28 protein-coding genes are annotated in these 26,061 nt (G+C 68.6%); 5 read left to right on the top strand and 23 right to left on the bottom strand.

Annotation, left to right across the window (positions count from 1 at the left end; all coding sequences use genetic code 11):
• Window positions 1-120 precede the first annotated feature (120 nt).
• Window positions 121-1,263, top strand: a complete 1,143-nt coding sequence (locus IG65_RS0116055) for a phage tail tip lysozyme (RefSeq protein ID WP_030515730.1) — start codon at window positions 121-123, stop codon at window positions 1,261-1,263.
• 30 nt (window positions 1,264-1,293) lie between these two features.
• Here the strand turns inward: IG65_RS0116055 and IG65_RS0116050 are convergent, their stop codons facing one another.
• The 3 genes from IG65_RS0116050 to IG65_RS0116040 form a co-directional block, all read right to left on the bottom strand.
• On the bottom strand, window positions 1,294-2,334 hold the full coding sequence (locus IG65_RS0116050) for an NAD(P)-dependent alcohol dehydrogenase (RefSeq protein WP_030515729.1): 1,041 nt from the start codon (window positions 2,332-2,334) through the stop codon (window positions 1,294-1,296).
• Between the two features lie 96 nt (window positions 2,335-2,430).
• Window positions 2,431-2,850 carry a pyridoxamine 5'-phosphate oxidase family protein gene (locus tag IG65_RS0116045; RefSeq protein WP_030515728.1) on the bottom strand — a complete coding sequence of 140 codons (420 nt, stop codon included), beginning with the start codon at window positions 2,848-2,850 and terminating at the stop codon, window positions 2,431-2,433.
• Window positions 2,851-2,907: 57 nt separating this feature from the next.
• The gene (locus IG65_RS0116040) at window positions 2,908-4,146 is read right to left on the bottom strand and encodes a cytochrome P450 (RefSeq protein WP_030515727.1); all 1,239 of its coding nucleotides are present in this window, start codon (window positions 4,144-4,146) and stop codon (window positions 2,908-2,910) included.
• Window positions 4,147-4,385: 239 nt separating this feature from the next.
• Here IG65_RS0116040 and IG65_RS0116035 point away from each other — a divergent pair, with 239 nt between their 5' ends.
• A complete protein-coding gene (locus tag IG65_RS0116035) occupies window positions 4,386-4,958 on the top strand; it encodes a TetR/AcrR family transcriptional regulator (protein ID WP_030515726.1) in 573 nt (190 codons plus the stop codon).
• 1 nt (window position 4,959) lies between these two features.
• Window positions 4,960-5,826 carry a PfkB family carbohydrate kinase gene (locus tag IG65_RS0116030; RefSeq protein WP_030515725.1) on the top strand — a complete coding sequence of 289 codons (867 nt, stop codon included), beginning with the start codon at window positions 4,960-4,962 and terminating at the stop codon, window positions 5,824-5,826.
• 93 nt (window positions 5,827-5,919) lie between these two features.
• Here the strand turns inward: IG65_RS0116030 and IG65_RS0116025 are convergent, their stop codons facing one another.
• The 12 genes from IG65_RS0116025 to IG65_RS0115970 form a co-directional block, all read right to left on the bottom strand.
• Window positions 5,920-6,582 (bottom strand): nucleoside/nucleotide kinase family protein, encoded by a 663-nt coding sequence (locus tag IG65_RS0116025; RefSeq protein ID WP_036524749.1) that lies wholly within the window; start codon window positions 6,580-6,582, stop codon window positions 5,920-5,922.
• Between the two features lie 20 nt (window positions 6,583-6,602).
• The gene (locus IG65_RS0116020) at window positions 6,603-7,247 is read right to left on the bottom strand and encodes an LUD domain-containing protein (RefSeq protein WP_030515723.1); all 645 of its coding nucleotides are present in this window, start codon (window positions 7,245-7,247) and stop codon (window positions 6,603-6,605) included.
• Window positions 7,244-8,728 carry a lactate utilization protein B gene (locus IG65_RS0116015; protein WP_051756149.1) on the bottom strand — a complete coding sequence of 495 codons (1,485 nt, stop codon included), beginning with the start codon at window positions 8,726-8,728 and terminating at the stop codon, window positions 7,244-7,246. The genes IG65_RS0116020 and IG65_RS0116015 overlap by 4 nt, the downstream gene beginning before the upstream one ends.
• Entirely contained in the window at window positions 8,725-9,507 is a 783-nt protein-coding gene (locus tag IG65_RS0116010) for a (Fe-S)-binding protein (RefSeq protein ID WP_036524592.1), read from the bottom strand. The genes IG65_RS0116015 and IG65_RS0116010 overlap by 4 nt, the downstream gene beginning before the upstream one ends.
• Window positions 9,508-9,672: 165 nt before the next feature.
• On the bottom strand, window positions 9,673-10,068 hold the full coding sequence (locus IG65_RS0116005) for a DUF779 domain-containing protein (protein WP_030515720.1): 396 nt from the start codon (window positions 10,066-10,068) through the stop codon (window positions 9,673-9,675).
• Entirely contained in the window at window positions 10,068-11,585 is a 1,518-nt protein-coding gene (gene adh / locus IG65_RS0116000) for an aldehyde dehydrogenase (RefSeq protein ID WP_030515719.1), read from the bottom strand. The genes IG65_RS0116005 and adh overlap by 1 nt, the downstream gene beginning before the upstream one ends.
• 158 nt (window positions 11,586-11,743) lie before the next feature.
• Window positions 11,744-13,036: a hypothetical protein gene (locus IG65_RS0115995; protein WP_030515718.1), complete on the bottom strand. Its 1,293-nt coding sequence runs from the start codon at window positions 13,034-13,036 to the stop codon at window positions 11,744-11,746.
• Window positions 13,037-13,182: 146 nt separating this feature from the next.
• Window positions 13,183-13,686 (bottom strand): nitroreductase family deazaflavin-dependent oxidoreductase, encoded by a 504-nt coding sequence (locus IG65_RS0115990; protein WP_030515717.1) that lies wholly within the window; start codon window positions 13,684-13,686, stop codon window positions 13,183-13,185.
• A 6-nt stretch (window positions 13,687-13,692) separates the two neighbouring features.
• Window positions 13,693-14,160 carry a peptide-methionine (S)-S-oxide reductase MsrA gene (gene msrA / locus IG65_RS0115985; RefSeq protein WP_228794851.1) on the bottom strand — a complete coding sequence of 156 codons (468 nt, stop codon included), beginning with the start codon at window positions 14,158-14,160 and terminating at the stop codon, window positions 13,693-13,695.
• Window positions 14,161-14,346: 186 nt separating this feature from the next.
• Entirely contained in the window at window positions 14,347-14,844 is a 498-nt protein-coding gene (locus IG65_RS0115980) for an ATP-binding protein (protein ID WP_156055640.1), read from the bottom strand.
• A 99-nt stretch (window positions 14,845-14,943) separates the two neighbouring features.
• On the bottom strand, window positions 14,944-15,741 hold the full coding sequence (locus tag IG65_RS0115975) for an RNA polymerase sigma factor SigF (RefSeq protein ID WP_030515714.1): 798 nt from the start codon (window positions 15,739-15,741) through the stop codon (window positions 14,944-14,946).
• Window positions 15,731-16,159 carry an anti-sigma factor gene (locus tag IG65_RS0115970; RefSeq protein WP_030515713.1) on the bottom strand — a complete coding sequence of 143 codons (429 nt, stop codon included), beginning with the start codon at window positions 16,157-16,159 and terminating at the stop codon, window positions 15,731-15,733. Before IG65_RS0115970 ends, IG65_RS0115975 begins: the two co-directional genes overlap by 11 nt.
• 233 nt (window positions 16,160-16,392) lie before the next feature.
• Between IG65_RS0115970 and IG65_RS0115960 the strand changes: the two genes are divergently transcribed.
• Complete coding sequence (locus tag IG65_RS0115960) at window positions 16,393-16,761, top strand: STAS domain-containing protein (RefSeq protein WP_030515711.1); 369 nt, start codon at window positions 16,393-16,395, stop codon at window positions 16,759-16,761.
• A gap of 36 nt (window positions 16,762-16,797) precedes the next feature.
• Here the strand turns inward: IG65_RS0115960 and IG65_RS0115955 are convergent, their stop codons facing one another.
• Genes IG65_RS0115955 through IG65_RS0115945 form a run of 3 tightly spaced genes read right to left on the bottom strand, consistent with a single transcriptional unit; the run spans window position 16,798 to window position 20,065 of the window.
• Window positions 16,798-17,244: a response regulator gene (locus IG65_RS0115955; protein WP_030515710.1), complete on the bottom strand. Its 447-nt coding sequence runs from the start codon at window positions 17,242-17,244 to the stop codon at window positions 16,798-16,800.
• Entirely contained in the window at window positions 17,241-18,803 is a 1,563-nt protein-coding gene (locus tag IG65_RS0115950; protein ID WP_036524743.1) for a CHASE3 domain-containing protein, read from the bottom strand. Before IG65_RS0115950 ends, IG65_RS0115955 begins: the two co-directional genes overlap by 4 nt.
• 47 nt (window positions 18,804-18,850) lie before the next feature.
• Entirely contained in the window at window positions 18,851-20,065 is a 1,215-nt protein-coding gene (locus IG65_RS0115945; RefSeq protein WP_231509229.1) for a PP2C family protein-serine/threonine phosphatase, read from the bottom strand.
• A 731-nt stretch (window positions 20,066-20,796) separates the two neighbouring features.
• Between IG65_RS0115945 and IG65_RS0115935 the strand changes: the two genes are divergently transcribed.
• Window positions 20,797-21,480, top strand: coding sequence for a PAS and ANTAR domain-containing protein (locus tag IG65_RS0115935; protein WP_231509228.1), 684 nt, complete (start codon window positions 20,797-20,799; stop codon window positions 21,478-21,480).
• Between the two features lie 16 nt (window positions 21,481-21,496).
• On the opposite strand, the gene IG65_RS0115930 is transcribed toward IG65_RS0115935, so the two are convergent.
• From IG65_RS0115930 to IG65_RS35925, 5 genes are all read right to left on the bottom strand, one after another.
• Window positions 21,497-22,528 carry a 1-acyl-sn-glycerol-3-phosphate acyltransferase gene (locus IG65_RS0115930; RefSeq protein ID WP_231509227.1) on the bottom strand — a complete coding sequence of 344 codons (1,032 nt, stop codon included), beginning with the start codon at window positions 22,526-22,528 and terminating at the stop codon, window positions 21,497-21,499.
• On the bottom strand, window positions 22,525-23,445 hold the full coding sequence (locus tag IG65_RS0115925) for a GNAT family N-acetyltransferase (RefSeq protein WP_081879519.1): 921 nt from the start codon (window positions 23,443-23,445) through the stop codon (window positions 22,525-22,527). The genes IG65_RS0115930 and IG65_RS0115925 overlap by 4 nt, the downstream gene beginning before the upstream one ends.
• A gap of 178 nt (window positions 23,446-23,623) precedes the next feature.
• Window positions 23,624-24,385, bottom strand: a complete 762-nt coding sequence (locus IG65_RS0115920) for an ABC transporter permease (protein WP_030515703.1) — start codon at window positions 24,383-24,385, stop codon at window positions 23,624-23,626.
• Window positions 24,382-25,371: an ATP-binding cassette domain-containing protein gene (locus tag IG65_RS0115915; RefSeq protein WP_051756139.1), complete on the bottom strand. Its 990-nt coding sequence runs from the start codon at window positions 25,369-25,371 to the stop codon at window positions 24,382-24,384. Before IG65_RS0115915 ends, IG65_RS0115920 begins: the two co-directional genes overlap by 4 nt.
• A gap of 46 nt (window positions 25,372-25,417) precedes the next feature.
• On the bottom strand, window positions 25,418-26,059 hold the full coding sequence (locus IG65_RS35925; protein WP_051756136.1) for a PadR family transcriptional regulator: 642 nt from the start codon (window positions 26,057-26,059) through the stop codon (window positions 25,418-25,420).
• Window positions 26,060-26,061 lie beyond the last annotated feature (2 nt).

The following is a 26,061-nucleotide window of genomic DNA, read 5'->3' as shown; positions in this document are numbered from 1 at the left end:
GGCAGTGCTGTCGGCCCGGACACGAGTCGTGTCCGGCGACGGTGACGCACATGAACCGGCGTGCGGCGGAAGGCGGATCATGGTCATCCCAGGCGTGTCCGCGGTGAAAGCGAGGCAGCGATGAGCCCCGATGGCACCATACGACTGGGCGACCTGCACAAACTTCCCGACTATGCACCAGAGGGTTTGATAGCGTTCTTCGATGCCGCCGAGGCGGTTATTCAGGAACAGATCCGCACGCTCGGATCGGGCCACCCGTCGGAAGCGCCCGACTTACGCGACAGACTCCGTGGCCAGGGTGTATCCAATCCCGAGGACAAATCGGAGATGGTCGATAAGTACGGCAGTCACAAGAAACAGCTGAGCAACGCCGTATCCAATATTGAGCGAGACGACCACGGCGTCGTGAAACACACCGCCGGAATCGGCAAGGCTGTAACAGACGCTTATTCGGGCGTGGATACCGCAGTGCGGGAACTGAATACGAAGATCGACGCCTCTTGGAAGGTGAAGCCGGAGACCTGGAAAGACGACAACGGCAGAGAGCACAAGAGACTACCGAAAGCCATCGTCGACGGCTTGTTCAAGGCCATGTGGGAAACCCTGAGTACGACCTTCGACAAGGTCCACGGCGTCTCGGATCAGGCGGCGGCCGCGGCACTGAAGATAAAGGGCGACGCCCCGCCGTCCTCCACCGGCAATCCGATACCGGCTGTGTCGCCCGGTTCGAGTCCCTCCGCGGGAGCCACTCCGGCGGGATACAACGGAAGCACTCCGTGGAGCGGCCAGTCCGGATCCATGGGTACCGCGATCATTCCGACCACGGAAAAGCCCACCGCGATGGCGATGATGAAGTACCTCATCGATACCTACCACTTCACACCGGCGCAGGCCGCCGGCATCGTCGCCAACGCGAAATTCGAGTCGGGATTCGACGTTTCCGCCACCGGCGACAACGGATCGGCAAAGGGCCTGTTCCAATGGCGTTTCAACCGGCTTTCCGGCCTCCAGGCCTTCGCACAGAGGCCCGGTGAGAATATCGGCGACTGGCATACCCATCTGGATTACATGGTTCAGGAACTGCGCGGTGGCGACTATCAGCAGGCGAACAATGCCGTCACCTCGAACCCCAACGACGCCCGGACCGTGGCCGAGGCCTTCGACAGGTACTACGAGAAGAGCGCGGGCCTTTCGACCAACGACCGGCGCAATTACGCGGCAGGGCTGCTCGAGGAGTACAACAAGTCGGCGCTCGCCGTGTGAGTGCGGCGGCGGGGCGCGGCCGAGGCGTGATCAGGGGACGATGACGGCGCGGCCGCGCAGGGTGCCCGCCGCGAGCCTGCGGTATGCCTCGGGACCGTCGTCGAGGGTGAAACGTTCGACAGCGATATCGAGGACACCCTGGTGCGCCAGGTCGACGAGTTCGATGAGTTCGGCCCGTGTTCCCCAATACGGCGAGGTCACCGCCGCCTCGTAGGGGCTGATGCCGAATCCGACCCGGGCCGCGGCCTTTCCGTCGCCGAGGCCGACGATGGCGACATCGGAGTCCACGCCGGCGACCGCCATGGCGGTGTCGACGGTCGGCTGATAGCCGACGAAGTCGAGCACCAGGCTCGCACCCGCCGCACCCGTGATCTTGCGGACGTTGTCGGCAGCCGCCGCATCCGACAGCACCGCCTCGTGCGCACCCACCGACTTCGCGAACTCGAGTTTGTCGTCGCTGACATCGAGGGCGACGACGCGCGCGGAGGACAGATGCCGCAACAACTGGATAGCGACGTGACCGAGGCCGCCACTGCCGATCACCACCGCCCACGATCCGGGCCGCAGCTTGCCGAGCGATCGTTTGATCGCGTGATAGGGCGTGAGCCCGGCGTCGGTGAGCGGCACCGTCGCGACCGGATCCAGATCGCCGATCGGGACGAGGTGGCGGGGTGAGTCGACGATCAGATACTCGGCGATCGCGCCCGGCGCACCGAGGCCGGGCGGGAAGATACCGAGTTCAGCGGCGCGCGAGCAATAGTTCTCCATGCCCTGCGCGCAGAACCAGCAGCCGCCACATCCCCACGGGCCGTAGACCACGACGCTCGTGCCCACGTCGAGTCCGCGCACGCCGTCGCCGACGGCCGCGACCGTTCCGGCCCCTTCGTGCCCAAGGGTGAGCGGCAGTTCGAACCCGAACGCTTCGAGAGGCATCGACATCACGAAATCGTCGGAATGACAGACCCCGGCGGCGGTGACCTTCAGCAGCACCTCGCCCGGCCCCGGCTCGGGAGTGGGAATGTCGCGGACTTCCGGTTCGGCACCGACGGTGACGTACTGCAGAGCCTTCATAGCGCTTTTCCTCTCGGTCGAGCAGCTGGGGTCGCGAAGTACCGGCCTGGCGCCTCACAGGCTAGTGCGTATCCGCTGGTCCCGGCGTCCGGCGCGCTACTCCTTCGAGTAGTCGGTGCTCAGCCACCGTTCGGGGCGCATCCGGATCACCACCGAGTCCGGGCCGAGGTTCTGCTCGGCGAATGCGGCGCCCTCCTCGGGTCCCAGATAGCGCACCGCGATCGCGCGGACCACCTCGGGCGACGCCGCGTCGATCGCGGTGACCGCGCCCTCGGCGGTGACATACCGGTACGGCGGCTGTTCCACCTGCGCGGTGATCGAGAACCGCCCGGCGGCCCGGATGAGCCGCTCCTTCAGCGTCCCGGCGTCGGTCCACAGCACGACCTCGCCGCCGGGCTCGTACCCGTACCAGATCGGCACCGCCAGCGGCGCCCGATCGGGCCGCTCGACGGCGATCACCCCCACGTGCAATTCGGCGAGGAACTTCTCACGCTCGGTACGGGTCATGGTCGGCATCGACGGTCCTTTCGCGAGTCGGGTCTGTGTTCGCGACAACCCGTGGCGACGGGTGTCCTATTCCGCACCGCGGATGAGCAGCGGCAGGGTGGTGTGGCGGCGCACGAGAATGCTCGGGGTCCACTGCGGCGGTGCGGCGAGGCGGATATCGGTGCTGCGGTCGAGGAGGGTCGTGATCGCGGTGCGGGCTTCCAGTTTCGCCAGGGCCGAGCCGACGCAGAAATGGAGTCCGCGGCCGAAGGCGGTGTGCGACTTGATATTCGGACGGTGCAGCTCGACAGCGGCCGGTTCCGGGAAGATCGCCGGATCGCGATTGGCCGCGCCCCACAACAGCAGGAGATGGCTTCCGGCGGGCAGGGACACCTCCCCGAGACGGGTATCGGTGGTGACGTGGCGGTAGTGGCCGCGAAACGGGGATTCGAGGCGGAGCACCTCGTCGAGGAAGGCGGGAATCAGGTGCGGTTCGGCGCGCAGCCGGTGCTGAATATCGCTGCGGGTGGCCAGAATTCGGGCCGCAGAGGCGATCAGGCCGGCGGTGGATTCGCCGCCGGCGCCGACCAGTTGAACGAGAATCAGCACCGCGACCTCCTCGGTGAGCGTGCCGGCGCGGCTTGCGCGGGCCAGCGCGTCGAGCACGGTGCGTGGCGGCCCGTCGGGTTCCGCCGCGCCCAGCGTCCGCCGCAGCTGTTCGGCGAGGTAGCCGGCGAGCAGTGCCGCCGACTGCACCAGTCGCGGGAGACGGTGCGCGTCCACCACGGCACCGAGCATTTCGGTGCTGTCGTAGGCCCATTGGAGCAGTTGTGGCACATCGTCGCCGGGCAGCCCGATCACTGCCGCGACGAGGGCGAGCGGCAGGCGGTCGGCCATCTCGGCCGCCCAGTCGATGCGGCCGTCGCGAACGTGTTCCGACCAGAGCCGGTCGACCAGATCCTCGGCCATCGGCGCGAGTTCCCGGATGCGCCCGGCCAGCACACTCGAGACGAGCTTGCGGTGAACGGCGTGGGACGGATCGTCGGCCGTGGCGAGAACATGCACCGCGCGACCGCCGCCGTCGAGATCGAAGGCGGTGGCAGCGGCTCCCGGATGACGCAGCAGTACCGCGGTGAGGTGGGAGGAGAACTCGGTGGTGCGGGCGGCCGCTTCGGTCACGAGATCCCACGACGACACCAGGTGAAAGCCGGTGCCGGGCACCCGGTAGACCGGCGCCTCGTCGCGCAGGCGGTCGTAGAGCGGGTACGGATCGTCGAGATGGGCGGACAGGAACAGTTCGGATCCGTCCGGCACTGTCGTGGTCATCGGTGAACTCCCTCCGGGAACGGGTGCGCTCACCGTGCGCGCGGTGGAGACGAGTGTCAATCGGTGTCGCACAGTGAGACGCGGAGGGCCGCTTCCGCGCGTTCGTCGACAAGCCCGAGCACGTGGACCGACGCTATCTACGCACTTCACATGCATGTACTGAGAGAGTCAGGCGTGAGACAATTACGCTCCATCGTCTCGTCTCGAGACGCCGCAGAGTGAAGGGATCGTATCCGGCGATGCGAACCACCGAGGTGGACTGGCTTGCGGGCGGGGTCCGACGCACCGTCGCCCGCTCGCGCATCGAGGCGGCGGCCGCCGACCTCTTCCTGGAACGCGGAATAGAGCGAGTGAGCATCGACGACGTGGCCGAACGCGTGGGCTGCTCCCGGGCCACCGTGTACCGGCACGTCGGCGGTAAGCCGGAACTGGTCCGGATCGTGACGGCCTCGGCGGCGCGGGATATCGCCGAACGCGTGGCGGCGACCGTGGCGCCGCTGCGCGGCCCGCGGCGCGTGGTGGAGGCCGTCCTCGCCTCGCTCGCGGCGATCCGCGCCGAACCCACCCTGTCGGCGTTCCTGGCCGGTGCGGGCGCCACCGGCGACCAGGTGGTGGCCACGCCCGAACTGCGCGGTATCGCCACCGCACTCACCGGAATCGCCGCGGACGACGATGCCGCACAGTGGATCGTGCGGGTGGTGTTGTCGCTGCTCACCTGGCCGCTGCCCGACGCCGCCGCGGAACGCCGGACGGTGGAGCGGTTCGTCGGCCCGCTCATGATGCGTCCGACCGGACCGGCGCGGAAGGGATGAGATGAACGTCCCCCTCTTCGTCGGTCTGACCACCGTCGACCTCGCCTACGCCGTCGACACCTATCCCGCCGAGGACACCAAAACCCGTGCGCGCGACCAATTTCTGGGCGCCGGCGGACCGGCCGCCAATGCCGCGGTGGCGTGCGCGATACTGACCGGCGGGGCCCGGCTGCTCACCGCCGTCGGCCGGCATCCGCTCACCGCGCTGATCCGCGACGATCTGCGATCCCACGGTGTGGAACTCGTCGACACCACGGCGCGGCGCACCGATCCGCCGCCGATCTCGTCCATCGTGGTCGCGGCCGGTGCCGGGACGAGAACCATTGTCTCGCTGGACGGTTCGGGGATCGAGGCGCCGTTCGACCACGCATTCGCCGATCTCGTCCGGGAGGCGCCGGTGGTGCTCGTCGACGGGCATCACATCGAACTGGCCCTCGGCATCGCGCGGGTGGCGCGCGACGCGGGAGTTCCGGTGGTGCTCGACGGGGGACGCTGGAAGCCCGAACACGCGCAACTGCTGCCGCTGGTCGACATCGCGATCTGCTCGGCCTCGTTCGCGCCGCCGGGCGCCGAGGACGTCTTCGACCACCTGCACCGGATCGGGGTCCGGGCGGTGGCCGTCACTCGCGGACAGCAACCGATCCTCTACTCGGCCAACGGAATTCGGGGTGAGATCGCGGTGGGCGAGGTGGACGGCGCGGATACGCTCGGCGCCGGGGACATTCTGCACGGCGCGTTCTGCGCCTACCACTCGCGCGGCCACGACTTCGCCGACGCGCTCACCCGCGCCGCCGCGGTCGCCACCCTGTCGTGCCGGTTCTTCGGCACCCGCGCATGGGGAGACCGGCTCGGTGAGCCGGCCGAATGAGATGAGCGGGCCGCGGTCCGCGACGGGACACGCTCATCGAGTCGCACCGGCGAGACAGCCGGACTCGGGCGACCCGCGCACCCCGGGACAGGCTCACCGACCCGGGCGAATGAGGTAGCCGCCCGAGACCGCGCGCAGCACGAGGTCGGCTCTGTCCGCGGTCCGTGCGATGAGACGGGCATTCGGCAGATCGCTGCCGGCCACCATGGCCTGTGCCCGATGCGGCGATTTACCGCCGCGCAGATGCCGGCGCAGCAGACGCTGTTCGATAACCGCTTCCTCGGCATCGAGGTACCAAACCTCGTCGAGATATTCCCGCACCTCCCGCCATCCCGGCCGATCCAGCAGAAGGTAGTTCCCTTCCACGATCGCGACCCGTTCGCCGGTGAAGACCACCGCATCCGGGACCGGGTCGTGGCGGGCTCGATCGTAGACCGGCCACGGCACCGGCACGCCGATCGCACTGTCGCGCAACCGCCGCAGCCGCGCGACGAACGACCCCACATCGAAGGTATCGGGCTGCCCTTTGCGGGCGAGCGCGCCGGCATCTCGCAGCAGCGCCGAGCTCAGATGGAATCCGTCCATCCCCGCCGCCTCGGCGGACACTCCCGACCTCCGCACCGCATCCGCCAAACCCTGTGCCAGCGTGGACTTTCCCGCTCCCGGCGGTCCGGCGACACCGACCAGGTACCGGCGTCCGCCCGCATCATCCGCCGCGCGCACGATCCGCGCCGCCAGCTCATCCGGCCCCGTCACCTTCACGATGTTCCCGCCCCTCATTCGACCAGGACGACGATCAACCGCCGGGGCCCGTGCACGCCCTGCACGCGGGTCATCTCGATATCCACGGTCGCCGACGGACCGCTGATCCAGGTGGTCGGCCGGCGCGGGTCGAGACGCGGAACGACCTCCGGCAGCGCGGATTTCACCAGCTCCGCGTGAACCACGCACACGTGACAGTCGGGCACGAGCGTGGGCGCGCGGCGGCCCTGGCCGGCGTCGCCGTCGAGCACGATCGTGCCCGATTGCGCGATCGCCGCGGCGCAGGTGGTCACGACCGCGTCGATCTCGTCCAGCTCGGGCGTGGTCAAGGGCGGGTCGTCGATCACGACGCGGTGCTCGGAGCGGTCCGCCCACAGTGCCGTCCACATGTCCGGCAGTCCGGGTGGCGTCAGCACCACACGGGCCGACGCGCGCCGCAGTTCCCGATCCACGGCCGCCGCGACCCCCGCCGGCGTGGTCCGATGCACCTGCGCCCCATACCGTTCCAGGCGCTGTTCGAACAGGTCCAGGATCGCGGCGCGATCGTCGGGGTCGACGCCCGGCGCGCTCCGCAGATAGTCGCGCGGCACGGTGATCGCGTCCGCCGGTTCGCCGATGGCCTCGCGAACGCGCCGCAGGATCGTCTCGCGCGCATTCACGACCGGCCCCCGTCCTCGTTCACGGTGTCGTGCGGCCCGGGTCCGTCGTTGCGGCCGCCCTCGGTACGCGCCCACCAGCGGCGAAACGATTCGGCCGGAATGTCCGGTACCCGCCGGCTGTCGGTCCACCCGCCCAGCGCACCGGGCAGATGCCGCTTCGGGACCGCGACGCCGATGCTCGCCGCCGACCGCACGGCCGCGCCCCACAGCGCCGGATGGCTCATGAATCCCGCCATCGCGGCGAAGGCCACCCGCTCGACGCGATGCTTCACCGCCGCCTCACCCTCGGCCACCCGGTGGCGCAGGGCCAGCAGATTTCCGGTGATATCGATGCCCACCGGGCAGACGTCGTCGCAGGCCCCGCACAGCGCGGAGGCATACGGCAGCGAGGCGGTCTGCGGATCGTCGGCACCCTTCAGCAACGGGTTGAGGATGGCGCCGATCGGCCCCGGATAGACCGACCCGTAGGCCTGTCCGCCGGTGCGTTCGTAGACCGGGCAGATATTCATGCAGGCGCCACACCGGATGCAGCGCAACGCTTCCCGCCCGAGTTCGTCGCGCAGGGCGCGGGTGCGCCCGTTGTCGACCAGGACCAGATGGAAGGCCGAGGGGCCGTCCTGTGCGGTGACGCCGGTCCAGGTCGACACATACGGCGACATCCGCTCCCCGGTCGCGCTGCGGGCCAGCAACTCCAGATAGATCTCCAGGTCGCGCCAGCTCGGAATCACCTTCTCGATGCCGGCCACCGTGATCAGCGTCTCCGGCAGGGTCAGGCACATCCGCCCGTTGCCCTCCGACTCCACCATCACCACCGTTCCGGTGTCGGCGACAAGGAAATTCGCGCCGGTGATGCCGACCTTCGCGCGCAGGAACTTCTCCCGCAGGTGCAGCCGCGACGCATCGGCGAGCGCCTGCGGATCGTCGGTCAGATCGTCGGGCGCGGGGCGACCGTGCTTGCCCATCTCGCGGCGGAAGATGTCGCGAATCCGGCTGCGGTTCAGGTGCATCGACGGCACCACGATATGGGAGGGCAGATCGTCGCCCAGTTGCAGGATGATCTCGGCGAGATCGGTTTCGCGGGTGTCGATTCCGGCCGCAGCGAGCGCCTCGTCCAGCCCGATCTCCTCCGACAGCATGGATTTGGCCTTGACGATCTCGGTTTCACCGGTGGCCAGGACCAATTCGGTGACGACGGCATTGGCCTCGGCCGCGTCGGTCGCCCAATGCACCATTCCCCCGGCACCTTCCACCGCACCGGCCAATCGCTCCAGATAGGTGTCGAGACGGCGCAGCACATCGTCCTTGACCGCGGCGGCGGCAGTGCGCAGTTCCTCCCAGTCCGGACGTTCGGCCACCAGCGCGTCCCGCTTGGCGCGGATGGTGTGGGTGGCACGGTGCACAGTGGCACGCAACTGTTCGTCCGCGGTCGCGGTGCGCGCGGCCTGCGGGAACGGGGGCCAGCCCACGAAACTCTTACTCACGAGCGGGCTCCCGCGGCCACCGGCAGCCCGGGCATCGGCCCGTCGGCCTGCGTGCGTGCCAGGATTTCCACCAGATGCAGATCGCGCACCGGCGTCGCGTCGGCGGCCAGGCGCCCGCCGATGTTCATCAGGCACGAATTGTCCACGGCCGTCACCACACTCGCGCCCGTCTCGCGCACGTGGGCGGCCTTGTCGGCGTTCATCGCGCCGGAGGCGGCGGCGTTCTTCACCGAGAACGTGCCACCGAATCCGCAGCATTCGTCGGCCGCGGGCAATTCGACCAGCTCCAATCCGGCCACCGCCCGCAACAATCGGTACGGCCGGTCGCCGATGCGCTGCACGCGCAGCGAATGGCAGGTCGGATGGTAGGTCACCCGATGCGGGAAATAGGCGCCCACGTCGACGACATCCAGGTCGTCGGTGAGGAATTCGGTCAACTCCCGGATTCTGGGGAGCAGCGCCTCGGCATCGCGAGCCAGCCCGGAGTCACCGACCTGCTCGGCCACCACCCGGTAGAACTCGCGCGGCGCGGCGCCGCACGAGGCGGACGGCACGACGATCCGGTCGTAGTCACCGAACACCGAGACGAAATGCCGGGCCATTTTCGCGGTGTCGGCCCGATACCCGGTGTTGGCATGCATCTGGCCGCAACAACTCTGGGCCATCGGGAATTCGACCTCGACGCCGAGCCGGCGCAGCAAGGCCACCGCCGCCCGGCCGGTTCCCGGATACATGACGTCGTTGACGCAGGTGATGAACAATGCCGTACGCGCCGACATGCGGCCCCTCTCGTCACCGATGCCGCGGGCCGGGCACTGTTTCTGGAGCGGCACCTCGATACGGATACTCGCGAACGATCCCGGCCAGAATACGCCGCGCGCACCGCGGCGAGACGGATCTGCGGGCCGTGTGCACCCGCGGATCCGCCTCGCCGGCGGCATCGGTCAGCTGATCGCCTCCGCCCCGGTGAGCGGCGGCGGCTCGGAATCGAGTTCGGCCACTTCGTCATCGGTGAGCAGCCGGGACCGGATCAGGAACCGCACCCCCTCGGGAGCTTCGAGCGAGAATCCGCTCCCCCGCCCGGACACGACATCGACGGTGAGAAACGTGTGCTTCCAGTACTCGTACTGATCGGCGCTCATCCAGAACGGAGTATCGGCGCCGACCCGGCCCAGCAGCACATCCGAGGCGCCCACGCGGAATTCCCCGCGCGGGAAGCACATCGGCGCGCTACCGTCGCAACAGCCACCCGACTGATGGAACATGACCGGGCCGTGCTGTCGAATCAGGTTGTCCAGCAACGACTCCGCGGCCTCGGTCAGGTCGACGCGGGTACCCATCAGAAGAAGCCGAGTTTGTTCGGTGAGTAGCTGACCAGCAGGTTCTTGGTCTGCTGGTAGTGGTCGAGCATCATGCGGTGGTTCTCGCGGCCGATGCCGGACTTCTTGTAGCCGCCGAAGGCGGCGTGTGCGGGGTAGGCGTGGTAACAGTTGGTCCATACCCGGCCGGCTTTGATGCCGCGGCCCAGCCGGTAGGCGGTGTTGCCGTCGCGGCTCCACACCCCGGCGCCGAGGCCGTAGAGGGTGTCGTTGGCGATCGCGAGGGCTTCCTCGGTCGAGTCGAAGGTGGTGACCGCGACGACGGGGCCGAAGATCTCCTCCTGGAAGACCCGCATGTCGTTGGTGCCCTTCAAGATGGTGGGCTCGACGTAGAACCCGCCCGGCAGGCCGTCGACCTTGCGCTGGCTGCCGCCGGTGAGGACCTCGGCGCCCTCTTTGCGGCCGATGTCGATGTAGGACAGGATCTTTTCGTACTGGTCGTTGCTGGCCTGGGCGCCGATCATGGTGTCGCTGTCGAGCGGGTTGCCGCTGACGATGGCCTTGGTCCGTTCCAGGCAGCGTGCCATGAACTCGTCGTAGATCGAGGAGTGGATCAGCGCGCGCGAGGGGCAGGTGCACACCTCGCCCTGGTTGAGGGCGAACATCACGAAGCCCTCGACCGCCTTGTCGAGGAACGCGTCGTCGGCGGCCATCACATCGGGCAGGAAGATGTTGGGGCTCTTGCCGCCCAGTTCGAGGGTGACGGGGATGATGTTCTCGCTGGCGTACTGCATGATCAGCCGGCCGGTGGTGGTTTCACCGGTGAACGCGACCTTGGCCACGCGGGGGCTGGATGCCAGCGGCTTGCCGGTTTCGACGCCGAAACCGTTGACCACGTTGAGAACTCCCGGCGGGAGCAGATCGGCGATCAGCTCGACCACCTTCATGATGGAGGCCGGGGTCTGCTCGGCGGGCTTGAGCACGACCGCGTTGCCGGCCGCCAGTGCCGGCGCCAGCTTCCAGGTCGCCATCAGGATCGGGAAGTTCCACGGGATGATCTGGCCGACCACGCCGAGGGGTTCGTGGAAGTGGTAGGCGATGGTGTCGGCGTCGATTTCGCTGACACCGCCCTCCTGGGCGCGGATGGCGCCGGCGAAGTAGCGGAAGTGATCGACCGCCAAAGGCAGGTCCGCGGCCAGGGTTTCGCGGACCGGTTTGCCGTTGTCCCAGGTTTCGGCGACGGCGAGCTGGTCGAGATTCGCCTCGATCCGATCGGCGATCTTGTTCAAGATGTTGGCGCGATCGGCGGCCGAGGTCGCACCCCACGCGTCGGCCGCACCGTGCGCGGCATCCAACGCCAGCTCCACATCGGCAGCCGACGACCGGGCCACCTCACAGAAGGTCTCCCCGTCGACCGGCGACGGATTCTCGAAGTATCTGCCCTCGACCGGTGCCGTCCATTCGCCACCGATGAAGTTGTCGTAGCGGTCGGCGTAGGAGACGATGCTGCCTTCGGCGCCGGGCTTGGCGTAGATCATGACGGATGCTCCTCGATGAGTCACGAAGGGTCGCATCACGACAGGGGACGTCGTGATGTGGACCACTATGAGCCCCGAGGGTTGGCACAAGGTTGAATGCGGCAGGGCGCGTCGCCATCAGCTTCGCCGTGCCACGATCTAGCTTCGCAGTGCCGCGATCAGCTTCGCAGTGCGCTGTGCAAACGCGCGGCGGCCACCGCGCGGCGCGCGTCGCGAGCGGGCAGCAGCCGCAGCGCATGTTCGTGGATCTCGATGTCACCGGGCGCTTTGGCGCCGTAGTCCAGCGCGTATTCGGCCTCGCCGGCCGACAGGACCGCGGTGCGGATACCGACCTCCAGATATTCGCGCCATTCGACGACGCCCGGGGTCTGCGAACCCGGCAGCAGCGGGCCGCGATACAGCCGCACGGCGGTGGCGGTGTCCCCGGCGGCCAGGGCGGCGAGCATATCGGTCGCATCGCAGGACACCGGCGTGGTCAGCCGATAGACCCGATTGCTGATATCGCCGCCGGTCGCGCGGCGCAGATGCGAGACGTCGGCCTTGAGTGTGCTGGAACCGGTGGGCCGGTCGCCGTAGACGGCCAGCTGCAACCGCTCCGGTGTGTAGCCGTCGGGTTCGAGGGCGAGCAGGGTGAGGATCTCGAGCAACCGGCGGCGCAGGCGCAGCGGCCGCCCGGCCCGGGTCAGCGCGGCGCCGCCGAGACATTCCAGTCTCACCCCGGGGGCCGTATTCGCCCCGCCGCCTTGCAGTTTCGCCTCCACCGCCGCGGTGAGCGACAGCACCGTGGACATGGCCAGCGGGTGCGAGCGATCCCAGGTGGTGGACAGATCCAGCACACCGAGCTGGCGGCCGTCGGCGGAGCGGATCGGCGCGCAGTAGCAGACCCAGCCGTGCAGTGCCTCGACCAGATGTTCGGCGGAGAACACGCTGCTCGGGCGGCCGGTGTGCAACGCCAGCGACAGCGCGTTGGTGCCCATGTGGTTCTCGTCCCAGCGACCGCCGGGCGTGAAACCGACCCGTTCAGCGCGCCGTCGCATCACCTGGCCGCCGGCGGACCACAGAATGGTTCCCGCTTCGTCGGTGACGGCGGCGACGAATCCGGCGTCGTGGGTGATGCTGTGCAGCTGATCGGAGAGTTCGGCGATCGGGCCGCGCAGCGGCGAATCGGCCCATTTCGACGCGACATCACCGGCCACCGCGGGCGCGCAGTCGGTGGCCGGATCGACGAACGCGCGCGACCGCACCCAGGACTGCGCCACATCGGCCCGGGGCTGCGCCGCCTCGGCATCGGGGGCATCGGCATCCGGTGCGTCGGAGGCGGCGGGGCCGGATTCGAGAGGACACACGGCCGGGGTCGCCGGGAGATCGCGCGGGCTCGGAACCCAACGCGCCCACTGCCGTTCCAGTGCCGCGCGTCGCCGCAGCAGAGCACTGTCGTGTCCTGATCGCATCCAATCTCACCCGTCGCCGCTCGGTCCGCACCGTGCGTTCCGGCGGTGCCTGGGGCCGGGCCGCACATCGTCGGCTCGGCCCCATTGTCCAGCAGGTCGGCTCGTCGCGGGAGCGAAACCGGCCGGTGCGGAGGATCGAACTCGGCTCAGATGGGCGTCAGTTCGAACAGCCGGAACCGGCGCGCGCCCGCCAGCCGCTGCTCCATGGTGTATCCGGGCCAATAGGCCACCGCGCGGGCCCACGCCTCCTCGCGTTCGGTGCCGCTCAGCTGCCGGACCCGCACCTTGATTCGCTTACCGCCGCTGTGGATTTCGGCATCGGAGGCCGCGGCGAGATTCGCCGACCAGGACGGATGCTCCGGCCGCCCCCAGTTGGACCCGATCAGCAGATACCGCTCGGGCCCATCCGGGACGTACAGCAGCGACACCGTCCGCGGCAACCCGGATTTACGTCCGCGCACCGTCAACTCCATCGACGGCAGACCCGCCAGATCGAGCACTCCGTGCCGGCCGCCGGTGAGCCGGCGGATGATGCGTTCCAGGAGGACGACGACCGGACCCGTGCGCATCACCCACGGGATCCGCGCGATCGCCCGTCCGAGAGCGGACAGCGGGTTACCGATACGTGAGTGACGGGTGCGATCCGACATGACGGCCTACTGCGAGGTCGCGGCGCGCTTGGGCAGCTTCCAGCCCGGCCGGGGGAAGTGGCAGGTGTAGCCCTCCGGATAGCGCTGCAGATAGTCCTGGTGCTCGGGTTCGGCCTCCCAGAAATCGGACGCCGGGGTCACCTCGGTGACCACCTTGCCCGGCCACAGACCGGAGGCGTCCACATCGGCGATGGTGTCGAGCGCGATCGCCTTCTGCTCGTCGTCGAGATAGAAGATCGCGGACCGATAGCTGCTGCCGATGTCGTTGCCCTGGCGGTCCTTCGTCGACGGATCGTGGATCTGGAAGAAGAACTCGAGCAGCGCCCGGTAGTCGGTGCGCGCCGGGTCGTAGACGATCTCCACGGCCTCGGCGTGGCCCGGATGGTTGCGGTAGGTGGGGTGATCGTTGCGCCCGCCGGTGTATCCGACGCGCGTGGAAATCACACCCGGCTGCTTGCGGATCAGCTCCTGCATACCCCAGAAGCATCCGCCTGCCAGAATCGCCTTGCGCGTGTCGGTCACGCTTCCTCCTTCGGATCGGGTCCCCGCCCAAGTCTCGCACCGGTACAACCCGGGTGCGGGCCCGAAAAGTCCCGCTGCGGCGCTCGCCTCGCCCGCCTTCCGTATTCCGCATACCCGCTCTCCGGGCGGATTAACGGACTATCCCCGGTCGTACCCCGCGGTCGTCTCCGAACCCGTTGGCGCCGAAGCGATTTCGGCGTGCATCGCGACACGGGTCCCGTCGTCCCCGGTCGTGATCTCGACATCGCGCACCAGGGCGCGCATGATCGCCAGTCCCCGCCCGCGCACGGGATCCGGAACCTCGGCACGGGGTTCCCAGCTGCCGTGGTCCACGATCGTCAGGTACAGGTCCGAGCCGCTGATCTCAGCACGCAGCCCGACCATGCCGGTGGCGTCGCGGTAGCCGTGTTCCACGGCGTTCGTACATGCCTCGTCCACCGCCAGCAACAGATCGTAGACCTGTTCCGAGCCGACTCCCCCGCGCTCGAGCCAGGCCCGCAGATCGTGGCGCACCTCGGCGATCCGGTCGGCCCGCGACGGGAAATTCGCCTCGAAGGGGGCCACCTGTAGCGGGTGCGGCTCGCGTATCGCGGGCCCTGGGGCGGGGTCGCCCGGGGGATCTGGAAATCCGCTCATGTCCTCATTCCGATCGCAACCGATGATCTCCACTCGATGATCTCCTCGGCATCCGCGATACCCCCTTTCCCGTACGCCATGCGGCGCCGTCGGCCTACCTCAGTCGCGCAGCGCCTTCTCGCGCAACTGTCTGAGCGTTCTGGTCAGGATCCGCGAGACCTGCATCTGGGAACAGCCGAGTTCGTGCGCGATCTGTTCCTGCGTCATTCCGCCGAAGAAACGCATGGTCAGCACGTACCGCTCCTTCTCCGGCAGGGCGTCGATGAGCGGCTTCACGGTCAGAGTGTCATCGATCGCCCCGAAGGTCGGATCGACGTCGCCCAGAGTGTCGAGGATCGCATTCCCGGAGCGGCTGTCGTCCTCGGAGGTCGGCGTGTCCAGTGACTGGGTCTGGTAGGCGTTGCGGGCGATCAGCGCCTGCGTCACCTCACCCAGATCGGCGTCCATCTCCTCGGCGATCTCGCGCGCCCGCGGCATCCGGCCCAGCCGTTGCGACAGCGTCTCCACGGTCGGGCCCAGCGCGGTCTGGATCTCCTTGATCCGCCGCGGCACGCGCAGCGCCCAGGTGTGATCGCGGAAGTGGCGGCGCACCTCGCCCATCACCGTCGGCACCGCGAAGGCGAGGAACGGCGACCCCTGCGAGGGATCGAACCGGTCGACGGCCGCGACCAGGCCGACCCGGGCGATCTGCAGGAGATCCTCGAAGTTCTCGCCGCGCCCGCTGAACTTGCGCGCGATGTGCTCGGCCAGCGGCAGGCAGCGGTTGATGATCCGTTCGCGCAGCCGGTCGCGCTCCGGATCGCCCTCGGGCAGGGCGGCGAGCTCGACGAACAGCGGTGCGACGTCGTCGTAACCGTCGGGGTGGCGGGCGGTGCCGGTACCGTTCTCAGTCGACATCTGTTCCGCCACGTGCCCAGCGGAACTCGACGACGGTCGGGTGCCCGCCCACGGCTGCGTCGTAGTCCGAACTCTCGGTCTTCACCCACTGGGTCAGAGTCGAGACGATGTGCCAGCCGAAGCTGTTGGCGTCCGGTCCGCCCGCGGTCGTGGTGACGGCGGCGACGCGCACGTCCATGGTGTTCTCGCTCGCGGTGAATGTGCAATCGATCACGGAACCGGCGGCCGCGTCCACGATCAGCGCGCTGACCACCTCGTCGACGGCGAGACGGATATCGGTGGCCTCGTCGATACCGAAATCGGCGACCAGAGCGACGGTTTCGGTCAGCGCCCGGACCATCATCAATTGCGCCGCATCGGCCGGTACCTGGAATCCGACCGCAGTGGTCCCCGCGTCCGGGGACACTTTCTCGACCATGCCCATTCGTTGCTCCCAAATATCGTGCCGCGAGACGATTTCACAGCGTACGCGAGCGCCCGCCGGACGCCCTCCGATCGCGGTGACGGCCCCCGTTCGGATCGCGCCGAAACGGGTATGTTGGTCAGCGGCGAATCGTCGCCACGCCGCGGACAGCGGCGCAGATCGGAATACGCCGGAGGTATCGAAGTGGCGAAATGCGGTACGAATCGCCTCGCGCTGGGGTCGGCCCGATGAGCGGCGAGCGGGTGTCACCCCTGCTGCGCACCGAGCAGCGCACGGAAGGTTCGGCCGTGGTCGTGACCGTGGCCGGTGAGGTGGACATGAATTCCGCGCCGGAGCTGCAATCGGCTCTCGACCGGGCGCTGCAGGCCGAGCCCACCGCCGTGGTGCTGGATATGACCGAGGTCGGTTTCCTCGGATCGGCCGGGCTGAGCGTGCTGCTGGCCACCTCCCAGTCCACCGCGACGGGCGGCCTGCGAGTGGTCGCGTCGCCCGCGGTGCGCCGCCCGATCGAGGTGACCGCGCTGGACGCGTTGCTGCACCTGTTCCCGACCGTCGCGGACGCGCTGGCCGCGCCGGAGCAGACCACCTCGGCCTGATCCGGCGCCCGCCCGGCGCGTTCCTCGTCGCCGGCGTCATCGCTGTCGTGGCAACCGGACGACCTGAACGAAGAATTCGTCGATGTGCTTGATCGCGGCGATGAATTGATCCAGGTCGACCGGTTTGGTCACATAGGCGTTCGCGTGCAGCCGATAACTGCGCAGAATGTCCTCTTCGGCTGCCGACGTGGTGAGTACCACCACCGGAATATGGCTGAGGTCCGGATCGGATTTGATCTTTTCCAGAACTTGGCGGCCGTCGTATTTCGGCAGGTTCAGATCGAGCAGAATCAGATCGGGCCGCGGCGCCTGCGCGAATTCCCCCTGCCGGTAGAGGAAGTCGAGCGCTTCCTGACCGTCGTGGGCGACGTGCAGCGTATTGCCGATCTTGTTGTCCTCGAACGCCTCCCGGGTCATCAGCTCGTCGCCGGGGTCGTCCTCCACGAGCAGGATGTCGATGGGCTGGCTCACCGGTGCGGTCATGCGTCGGCTCCTTCGGATACGGGTTCGAGCGGTGCGAGCGTGGCGGCCTGGGTCGCCAGGGTGAAGCGGAACCGGGCGCCGCCGGTGTATTCGGTGTCGATCCACAGATTGCCCCCGTGGTACTCGACGATCTTCTTGCATAGCGCCAAGCCGATGCCGGTGCCGCTGTAGTCCTCCCGATTGTGCAGGCGCTGGAAGATCACGAAGATCTTGTCCGCGAATTCCGGCGGGATGCCGATGCCGTTGTCGGACACCGAGAATTGCCATTCGTCCAGGTGATCGCCCGGCTCACACTCGATGCGCACGACCGGCGCGGTACCGGGGGTGTGGAATTTCACGGCGTTGCCGATGAGGTTCTGCCACAACATCGTCAGCAGCGTCGGCTGGCCGGCGACGTCGGGCAGCTGCTCCGGACGCTCGATCACCGCGGCGGATTCCTCGATCGCGCCGGACAGATTGTCCAGCGCCGAATTCAGCGTCGAGTCCAGGGCGACGAGCTCGTTGCCCTCGATCACCCGGCCCACGCGCGAGAAGGTCAGCAGATCGTTGATCAGCCGCTGCATCCGCTTGGCGCCGTCGACGGCGTAGTCGATGTACTGTTTGGCCCGCTCGTCGAGCTGATCGCCGTAACGCTTCTCCAGCAACTGACAGAACGCGGCGACCTTGCGCAACGGCTCCTGCAGGTCGTGGGAGGCGACGTAGGCGAACTGCTCGAGTTCGGCGTTCGAGCGGCGCAGTTGGACCGTCTGGCGATCCAGATCGTCGGCCTGCCGGGCGAGCTGCACCTCCTGCGCCCGCGAGGACCCCAGTTCGGAGACGATGCGCACGCGCATCTCCTCGACTGCGTCGGCGACCGTGGCCAGGTCGGCCGGCCCGTGCGCCTCGATGTGATGATCGAATTCGCCGGCCGATACCCGCCGGGACGCCTCGGTGAGCTCGTCGAGCGGGCGGGCGATCAGCCGCCGGATCAACACGGTCAGTGCCAGGCCGGTGAGCAGGATAAGGACGACCACCGCGATCAGCACGCTGTCGCGCACGGTGCGCGCGTGGTCGAGGTCGCGGCGGTCCTGTGCGATCGCGGCCGCCGAGTCCGCGTTCTGTGCGGCGAACTTCTTGCGCAACTCGTCGAACAGGACCTTGCCGCGGGTGACCAGTGCAGCGGATTCGGCCTGCGATACATTGCCCGCCGCCGCGATCATCGGCTGCACGTATTCGGTACGCCAGCGCTGAGCCGCGGCCTCGACGGCGTCCAGATCGTCGAGCAGTGTGGTGCGGCCGGCGGCCAGCTCGCGCAGGCGGCCCGCGGCGGTGGCCTCGTCGGCGACACCCTGGTTGTAGGGCTGCATGAACTGATCGTCGGCCGAGATCGCGTAGCCGCGCAGGCCGGTTTCCTGATTGACGAGGGCGGACTGCAGCCGATAGGCCTCGGTCGCGGCCGGCTGGGCGCGATCGAGCAGCCGGTCTTCGATGGCGTCGGTATGGGCGATCATTTGCCTGGCGGCTATCGCACCGGCGATCACCACCACCAGCATCAGGGCGAGGACCAGCTGAAACCACATCTGTGCGGTGAGCCGGCCGACGATCCCCTCGCGGGGTCGGACGTCTTTCACCGGACCCACTCACCCCCGTGCCAGCGCAGATAGACGATCGCCAGATCGTCGTCGAGTCCGCCGGCCGGGGCGGCCGCGGATTCGACCTGGCCCAGCAGTTCGTCCAGATAACGGGCGGGCTGTTCGACCGACACCCCTTGCGCCATCGCCAGCAGGCCGTCCTCGCCCAGCCAGTCGCCCGCACCGGTACGCACCTCGAACAGGCCGTCGGTGAACAGCACCAGCCCGGTACCGGCCGGCACGGTCACCTCGGTGACCGGCCAGTCCGCCCGCCCCGGTATGAAGCCCAGGGCCGGTCCGCCGGGCACCTCCAGCCATTCGGTGCCGGTCGGCGAGTGGACGAGCATGCCGGGGTGACCGGCCCGGATCACCTCGACGGCGCCGCGACCGGGCGGGGCGTACAGCGTGGTGAGAGTGGCGAAGGTCTGTGGTCCGGTGCGTTCGGCGACCAGCACCTCCTCCAGCAGTTGCAGCTGCCGGGGCCCGGTGATGCCGCTGAATACCAGTGTGCGCCAAGCCAATCGCAGACCCACGCCGATCGCGGCCTCGTCCGGGCCGTGGCCGGCCACATCGCCGATCAGCGCGTGCACCGTGCCGTCGGCCTCCTGGACGACGTCGTAGAAATCGCCGCCGAGCAGCGAATGCGCGCGTCCGGGCCGATACCGCGAGACCACATCGACGATCGGCGCACCGCGCAGCAGCGGCTTGGGGAGCAGCCCGCGTTCCAGGCGGGCGTTCTCCTGGGCGCGCATGGTGCTCGCGCGCAGCGCCGCGGTGGTGCGCTCGGCCTGTTTGCGCTGAATCGCATAGCGCACGGCCCGGCCGAACCACTCCGGCTCGACCCGGCCCTTCACCAGGTAGTCCTGCGCGCCGGCCGCCATCGCGGCCAGGCCGGTCTGTTCCTCGTCCAGGCCGGTCATCACCACGACCGCGACCTGATCGGTGTATTCGCGCAACTGCGCGAGCGCGTCCAAGCCGTGGGAGTCGGGCAGGTTCAGATCGAGCAGCACACAGTCGGGCAGGCCCGCGGCCAGCCACGCGCCCGCTTCGGCGAGCGAGCGCACATGTTCCAGGCGCACACCGGGCGCACCGTCGGCAACGAGTTCCTCGACCAGCAGGGCATCACCGGGGTCGTCCTCGACCAGCAGGATCGTCTGCCCGAGCGGGGAGGCGGTGCCCAGCGGCGTGACGCCGTCGAGGGGCGGGCGCACGGTGGAACCGCGGCCGTCGTCTCGAACGGATGCGGAAGTGGGACCCTCGGACGAGTGGCCCGCGGAACGGCCGGATACATCGCGAAACCGCGGGGACTGTTCCGTCACCGCGGCCGGGCGGGACCGCGGGGTCGCGTCGCCGATGCGACGAGGTCGCACGATGTCGGCCCGCAGCGCACCGGCTGCATCGGACCGCGACGAGGGAACAGCAACCGTGCCTGGGACGGCACGCTTCGACAATGCTGCCTCCGATCAACGAAGTGGCGGCCCGAGCGCACGCCGACTTGCTCAGCGGCCCGTTTTTCGACCGTGAGGCTTGCCGATCCTATCGGACCCCGGCCGACCACGCTGCGCTCGCCATGGGGCAGGCCACGATCAGGACGTCGCGTCGGCACCAGCCCGAGATCGGAGGAGAGGCTGGTGCACCACGGTTTTCGCTACGAGAGGCGCCCCCGCGCGGATGGCGTCCGAGGTGCGCCGAAGGCGCAATTTCGCCGTCCACACCGCGACCACCGCCGCGTGCACCGCAATGACGATCAGTGATATCGAGCCGATCACCATGAGCAACGCAACCACGACTGATCCCGGTCCTCTCCGAGTTGGATGTCCCTGTGTACCGACGGAAAGATGCCCCGAAACCCTCATACCAAACAGAGAACGTGCGCGGGGCACGTCACATCCCGTCCGACCTGGTGTAACAACCGACCGCAATACAGCGGATACTGTGGAACGTGAGTACGGAACAGTCGCCACGCATCGCGCCGCTCGATCCCCTGACGAGCGTGCTCGGCGCCCAGTCCTGCGATCACGTCGGCTGGTTCCGATTCTGGTTCGCCGATCAGCGCTGGGAATGGTCGGACGAAGTAGCGCAGATGTACGGGTATCAGGGCGCCGATACCGAACCCACCACCGAACTGCTCATATCGCACAAACATCCGGACGACCGCGAGGAACTGGCGGCCAGCATCGCGACCTCGGTGAAAACCGGAGACCCGATCTGCGGCCAGCACCGCATCGTCGACGCCGACGGGGAAACCCACGACATCATCGTCGTCGGCGAGCAGCTCACCGACGACGACGGCACGGTGGTCGGGGCCAGCGGATATTTCGTCGACGTCACCGAGACGATCGCCGAAGAGCGCAACGACGCGCTGTCGGAGGTGCTGCCCGAGGTGATCGAGTCCCGCGCGGTGATCGAACAGGCCAAGGGCGCGCTGACGCTGGCCTACGGCATCAGTCCCGAACAGGCGTTCCGGGTGCTGAGCTGGCGTTCCCAGGAGACCAACACCAAGCTGCGGGATCTGGCCGCGCAGTTCGTGCAGGAGTTCCGCCGCCTGAACGGGGAGAACACCGCCCTGCGCAGCCGCGTCGACCACATCGTCCTGACCGCCCACCGCCTGATCCCGCACGACTGAGCGCCGGTCGGTACGGTCAGGAGACCGCTTCGGCGACGACGATCTCGCGGGTCGGGCCGGTGCCGACGGCCGTGGCGTGGGCGTCGATGCGCACCTCGGTGCGGCCGCGGATCGCGCGATCGCAGCGCTCGGCCAGGTCGTGGCGGTCGGTGCCCGGTTCCTCGATCGGCAGCAGGACGAGTTCGGCGACGATGCCCTTGGCACGCAAGATGCGACGGGCCGAGTCGAGGAAGGTGTCCACGCCGACGAAGCCCGGGACCGTCGACGTCTCGCCGGCGCCGTTCAGATAGCGCAGCCGGATCGGCTGTACCGGCGTGGCGGTGTCGACCGCGGCCTGGAACAGCGCGGGTCGCATCCGGCCGTGCGCCCGGCCACACCAGGTGGTGCCCTCGGGGAACAGGCCGACCCGCTCCCCCGCCGCCAGCCGTGCCGACATCGCCGCGATCACCTCGGGCAGCTGCCGCAACCGATCCCGATCGATCGGGATCACTCGCATGAGCCGGGCCAGCTGCCCCAGCACCGGCCACGACACCAGATCGCCGCGGGCCACGAAGCCCATCGGCGAGACCGCCGCCAACGCCAGTACATCGGACCATCCGACGTGCGCGGCCACCACCAGAAGGCCGCGCCCGGAATCACCCGCGGCGCCACCGCCGCGCACCGCACTCTCGACTCGCACCGCGCCCTCGTCGACCGCGTCCCGCTCGTCGACGACGCGCAAAGCGATTCCGCAGCAGCGCAATACGGCCCGTGCGTACCGGCGATGCAAGCCCGTCCGCCGGGCAGCCGGCGTCGCCACGTTCACCACCGGAAACGCCACCAGCAACCCCAACACGCCCGCGATCCGCGCCACAGTCCGCACCGTGCCCGCGGTATCGGGCACGGCCACACACCCGGCGCCGCACGGACTCGCGGGCATCCATGCGTGGACCGCCGGTTCCGCCACGGGCCGAGGATCGAACGGCGTCTCCGCTGCCGTGCCGGCGCGCCCGGCCGCGGGCCGGCCGACAGTGTCGGCGCCGCTTCGGAAATCGGTTGTCTCGGTCATCGTGCTCCTCCGCCCGTATCGCGGGCCCGCGCGGCATCGGCGTCCGACGCGCGGGCGTCTGTGCCTTCCGACGCGCGAGCGTCTGTGCCTTCCGACGCGCGGGCATCCATGGCTCCCGCGGCGCTCCGCAGGCGTTCCAGGTAGCGGGTGTTGATCGTTTCCAGGCCGAGGAGGGCGACGAAATCCGCGACGCCGAAATCCGGGTCGTGGGCCGGTTCACCGCAGATCTCGGCGCCCAGGCGCAGATAACCGCGCAGCAGCGGGGGAAGTTTCGGCCGGGCCGGGGCGGCCAGTTCGTCGAGCCCGCGGCCGTCGACCACGACCGGGCGGTACGGGCGCACGCGGCGGGCCGGATCACCGGCATGCTTGCTCAGCAACAGATCCCGGACCGCGGCCACGTTCGCGCCGGGCGGATCGGCGGGGGTGTCGCGCATCGGCACCGAGACGCAGCCCATCACCCAGTCGTAGCCGGTGAGCTGGATGTAGTGCAAAATCCCGGCCCACATCAGCGTCAGCACCGAGCCGTTGCGATGGTCCGGAACCACACAGGCGCGGCCCATTTCGACGATCCGGCGCCCTTCGGGATCCATGGCGCTCAGATCGAATTCGGTGGCCGTGTAGTACCCGCCGGCGGCGCGCACCTTGTCCGGCGGCAGCATCCGGTAGCAGCCGACGAATTCGCCGGAGGCCTCGTCGCGGACCAGCAGATGATCGCAGTGCTCGTCGAACCGGTCGGCGTCCAGGCCCTCGGCGCTGAAGGGAATGTCGAATCCGGGTTCGCCGGCGAACACCCGGTAGCGCAGCCGCTGCGCGGCCCGGCGATGGTCGAGATCGGAGGACACAACCAGGGAGTACTGTGGCGTCGCCACCCCTGGGCCTGTCGTGCGGGTCGGGTTCAGCACGGACGATGGCGTCATGGTGTCGATGAAGCCAGGCCGATTCGGCGAGGCGGCGACGTTCGAGTGTCGAGCGAATGCCAGTCCGGTGAACGAGATCCCCGTCACACCGAACGTTCACTGCGTCGTTCCCCCGAGTTGGCCCACACGCCCGAAACCGCCACGTCGGACGCACCGGCGCGGCGATAACGAGCAGCGGTCAGGCGTTCTCGCGGGCGAAGCTGCGGGCGCCGACCACCATCAGCAGTACGGCCACCGCCACCGTCAGCCCCGTGCCGAGATACACCTCGGTGACCGCGAAATCACCGCGGAACAATGCCCGCGCGGCCTCGACGGTGTGCTGGAACGGATTGATGTCGGCGATGATCCGCAGCCAGTGCGGCGCCAGGCTCATCGGCAGCAGGATGCCCGACAGCAGCATCAGCGGCACCGAGACGCTGTTGAGCACCGACGCCAAGGTGTCCTCCGAACGTGCCCACAGCGCCAGCGCATAGGACCCCGAGGCCAGTCCGGCCGCCATCACCGAAATCAGCAGCACCGAGGCTATCAGCCCGAAAGCGCTGGGCCGCAACGAGAATGCCGCCATCGCGACCGCGACCAGGACCAGCGCCTGCACGATCAGCACGACCATATCCTTGAGCACCCGGCCCACCAGCAGTGCGCCGCGGTGGGCCGGGGTGACGCGCTGGCGTTCGATCACGCCGGCCCGCAGTTCCTGCACCATCGCGAATCCCGCGAACATGGAACCGAACAGTCCGACCTGGATGACCAGGGCAGGCGTCAGCACCTTCCAGGGGTCGGTATCGGCGCCCAGCGCGGGTGCGATCGCCTTCACCAGCGGACCGAACAACACCAGATACAGCACGGGCTGACTCAATCCGATGATCACCCACACCGGATTGCGCAGCTGAGTGCGCAGTTGCGACCAGAACACCAGCCCGGTCTCCCGCAGAAAACTCATTTTCCCTCCCGCAGCGAACGCCCCGTGACGGTGAGGAACACGTCGTCGAGGCTCGGTCGTTTCACGGTCAGCGCGCCGGGCACGATGCCGTGCTCGTCCAGTGCGCGCAGCAGCGGCACCACGGCGGCATCGCCGCGCGCCACCGTCAGATGCACCAGTCCGTCGGCGCGCAGCTTCGACCGCAACTCCAGCACCGAGTCGGCGATCTCGATCGCGAGATCGGCCTGTGCGTCGGCGATGTCGAGGCTGATCACATCGCCGGAGATCCGCTGTTTCAGCTCGTCCGGCGTGCCGGAGGCGACGATGCCGCCGTGATCCATGACCAGGATCCGGTCGCACAGTGCGTCGGCTTCCTCCAGGTAGTGCGTGGTGAGCACGATCGTCGTGCCCTCGGACCGCAACCGCCGCACATGTTCCCAGAGGTTCGCGCGGCTCTGCGGGTCCAGCCCGGTGGTCGGCTCGTCCAGGTAGACCAGTCGCGGACGATGCACCAGGCCGAGCGCGATATCGACGCGGCGGCGCTGCCCGCCGGACAGCTCGCGGCAGCGCCGACGGCCGAGTCCGTCCAGTTCCAGCGTCCGCAGGAGGTGTTCGGCACTCGCCGTCGCCTCGGCCTTGCTCAGCCCGAAAAGCCTTGCCTGCAGGACCAATTGGTCGATCACCAGCTCATCGTCGTTGGTCATGCCGCCCTGGGCGACGTACCCGATGCGAGCCCGCACCTCGCGCGGCGCCTCGCGGAGATCGGCGTCGGCGATCCGCGCCTGGCCCGCGGTCGGCGCGAGCAGCGTCGCGATCATCCGCAGGGTGGTGGTCTTACCGGCGCCGTTGGGACCGAGCAGTCCCACGATCTCGCCCTCGCGGACCTCGAAGTCCAAGCCGTTCACGGCCTGCATCGGTCCCGTTTTCGTCGTGAACGTCCGTGCCAGCCCCCGCACTCGGATCGCCGAGGTGCGGGTGCGGTCACGAACGGTAGCCGTCGTTTCCATACCGCACACGGTAGGAATGACGGCTCAAATAGTCAAGCTTTACTATTCAGTCTTGATCAACTCCGGCTCCGGAGTCGTCCCGCGGATGCTCGAAGAGGGTGTACGGCGCCGAGGACCAGACATCCAGCTCGCCGTTCTCGATGCGCTGCAGGGTTTTTCGCGACCACTCCAAGTCGGCGCGGGTATGGGCGGCGGTCAGCGCGATCGCGTCGGCCACGTGATACGGCTCGGTTTCGGTCGGATCGCCGCTGCCGGACAGGATCCGCTGCTCCTCCCGCTCGAAATAGCCCAGATCGGCCGCGAACTTCAGAATGCGGCTGCGCAACGCCGCGATCACATCGCCGCGCGGCGCGAACGGGAACAGCGCCACCGCGGCGTGATACGGATGTTTCGGCTGCTCGGCCGACCACAGACCCTCCCGGATCAGATCGGCGAGCACCTTCTCCCCCTCCGACGTCAGCCGATACGAGGTCCGTTCCGGGCGCGCACCGTCCTGGCCCACACCCTCGACGGCGATGAGCCCGTCGCGCTGCAGGGTGTTCAGGGCACCGTAGACCGATCCGGGTTTGACGTTGGCCCAATCGTCGGCATGCCAGGACAGCAGCTCACGCCGCACGTCGTAGCCGTGCACGGGTTGCAGCAGCCGCACCAGGGCCAGCACCAGCAGTCGAGTCGTCGGAACAGCCATAC

Origin of the sequence: Nocardia sp. NRRL WC-3656, from assembly GCF_000720265.1 — a bacterium.
In the GTDB taxonomy this organism is placed as follows: Bacteria; Actinomycetota; Actinomycetes; order Mycobacteriales; family Mycobacteriaceae; genus Nocardia; species Nocardia nova.
This window is presented reverse-complemented; position numbering and strand designations above follow the sequence as displayed.